Source organism: Streptococcus sp. A22 (assembly GCF_043674215.1).
GTDB classification, from domain to species: Bacteria; Bacillota; Bacilli; order Lactobacillales; family Streptococcaceae; genus Streptococcus; species Streptococcus suis_V.
Window position 1 is genome coordinate 1 of the sequence record NZ_JBIMJQ010000056.1, and the last position, 2,975, is coordinate 2,975.

1 protein-coding gene is annotated in these 2,975 nt (G+C 39.9%); it reads left to right on the forward strand.

The window, feature by feature from the left end; all coding sequences use genetic code 11:
• Positions 1-219: 219 nt before the first annotated feature.
• On the forward strand, positions 220-2,975 hold a 2,756-nt coding region (locus ACHBHN_RS11180), incomplete at its 3' end, for a KxYKxGKxW signal peptide domain-containing protein (protein WP_394734149.1).

Here is a 2,975-nt window from a genome sequence, read left to right on the forward strand (position 1 = left end):
AGTAGGTGGTACTCTTATCATATCAGGGAATCTTCTTTTTGACTTCTAGAAGTCTCACATCTATTGTAACGCTACAAAAAATACGTTTTCATTTCAGCAAAGTCTTTGACTTTAATATAATTCTTTGGTATAATAAATGGATTGTTTAGGGGGACTATTTTGGAATAGGATATTTTTAGGACACTAAATGATAAAGAAACAACAGGGGGATCTCTTTGAATGAAAATGCAAAGAAAAGATGACTTTACCGAAGTATCTCGAAAAAGTCGTGTAAAAATGCATAAATCCGGTAAGCACTGGGTTAGGACAGTCATGTCGCAAATCGGTTTGATGCGTATTGGAGGCAAGTCTTCGGCAAGTTCAGGCGAGGTCAACCTTGCCACTGTAAAACGTTCAATGACTGCAAGCCAATTGTTACGCGGATTAGCAGCAGTGGGAGCTGTTGTGGGGGGGAATGTCGCGGTTGAAACCGTTATGGCTTCTGAAGTTGTCGCGACATCAGAGACAAGTACTTCAACCTTGGCAGAAGCAGATACTGTCGTGTTAACGACAGTTGTCGACTCAGATTCGGTTTCAGTAAGCTCCTCAGAATCAACATCGATTTCCGAATCAGCGAGTCAATCTGAGTCAACCTCAGCATCGGGATCGACATCGATTTCGGAGTCCGAATCGCTCAGTTCATCAGAGTCCGTATCTAACTCAGAAAGTCAGTCGGCTTCAGAGTCGCTCTCTGTCTCAGAATCAACTTCTGTATCACATTCGGAATCAGAGTCCGAATCGACTACGACATCGAGTTCGACAAAGTCTGAAACCAGCACAAGCGAATCAGCAGCAAGTGAAACAGGTTCCGAAACCAGTGCGAGCGAAACGGGCGCTACAACTGTAGAAGAAAAGCAAACTTTAGAGCAAGTTATTTCGGAAGCAGAGGTTTTAGTACAAATAGCAAGTAACCAATCTGCACCTAGTCAAGCTTTGCTGACTGCGATTGAGACCAGTCGTGACCAGATTTTGTTGGCTCACACCATCTTAGGAGATGCGGATGCAACTGTGGCTGACCTTGCTACCATTATCAGCAGTTTGCAAGCAAGCAATCAAGCAATAGGTCTTTTGTTGTTGGAAAATGATGAAGATGGCATGATTACGTTTGCTCTTGACACAGCAACGACTGCAACAGTGACTAAAGTTGGTGAAGGTTATGGTGTTTTAGTTGACACGCTTTCAACAGCGTCACCATCAATGGATGATGCTAATGGGGCTAAAATTTCAGATCCAACAAATAACACAAGCTTCAGACCTTCTTCAGAATCTGAAAGATTTACTTTTAATTATTCAAAACTAAATTGGTTTGGCGATCAATTAACGGATCAAACAATTAAAGAAAATTATTATTTCCGATATTCGTTAGATTATGATACAACAACAACGACAACTTATGTCGAGTTAGTTAATAAGACTAATAATACCGTTGTTGAAAGCCATACTTTAGAAAAAGGTCAAACAGCAACTTTTACTTATTTCCAAAACTACTCTGGCGCTAATAATTTACCATTGACTGTTACCTACGGTGATAGTACTTCATCGACTACGACAACTGGTGAACTACAATTACAGTATAACGGTGGAACACTCACTAATACCTTGGTTCCAACCTATCAAGAATATACAACCTACTATAAGACAACTGATGGTAAAACAATAGCAACCTATACTATTAAAGGTATTGGTGGTCAAATGGCAACTCCATCAGGTGTTCGTACCTTTACTGGTTATGATTATGCAAGAACAACAGGTGGTACTGCGGTACGCCTTTATTCTCCAGGAACGATTTATAATGATGGTGCGATTTCAACATCGTATATTAAACGTCTGGCAGAAGTAGTAGATGAGAAGGGTAGTCTTGTTAAGACTGTTTGGGTAAAAGATCCGACTTACACTGGAACCGTTGATTACAACTCAACAGACACAACCGGCTTTATCAAAGTCATGGAAACGTCTGTTATGGCTCCCGGAACAGCGAATACAAGTCTTGTTGTTCCTGTGACAGATGTTATCTCAGCTGAAGAATCTGCTTTGGCTACCGCAAATGCAGAAGCTGGTAAAATTGATAATGATATCTTCTCTGTTATTTATGAAGATAACTACCAGTTAATTCGTATTGGTTTTGATGGTTATGCCAAAGCGGCGAAAAGCTATCCTGTAAGTATGTTAGTGCAAGTTATTCTGAAATCAGCTCACCCGGATTATGCACCAAACTATACAGATTCAGCAGGTCAGGTTGTAAACCCAAATACCAAAGGATCATCGGTAAACTTAGCCAACACTTTGAGTTCGAATACAGTTAACGAAACAACGCACTGGTACACAGTTGACAAATCTGAATCTGAGTCGCTTTCAAACTCAAACTCACATTCATTGTCTGAATCTGAGTCTACTTCTAACTCAGAATCAACATCAAATTCAGAATCTATCTCAAATTCTGAGTCACTGTCTAATTCTGAATCAACATCAAATTCAGAATCACTTTCAAATTCGATTTCTGAATCTGTTAGAGAATCCGTCTCCGAGTCTATTTCAGAATCAGTAAGAGAATCCGTCTCCGAGTCTATTTCAGAATCAGTAAGAGAATCTGTCTCTGAGTCTATTTCAGAATCAGTAAAAGAGTCCGTTTCTGAATCTATCTCAGAATCAGTTTCTGAGTCCGTTTCTGAATCAATTTCTGAATCAATTTCTGAATCAGTATCAGAGTCCATTAGCGAATCAGTATCAGAATCCATTTCTGAGTCAGTATCAGAATCTGTATCTGAATCCGTCTCTGAGTCAATCTCTGAGTCAGTTTCAGAATCAGTATCAGAGTCAATCTCTGAGTCAGTTTCAGAATCCATTTCTGAATCAGTATCAGAGTCAGTCTCAGAATCAATTTCTGAATCAGTATCGGAGTCAATCTCTGAATCAATCAGCGAATCCGTCTCTGAGTC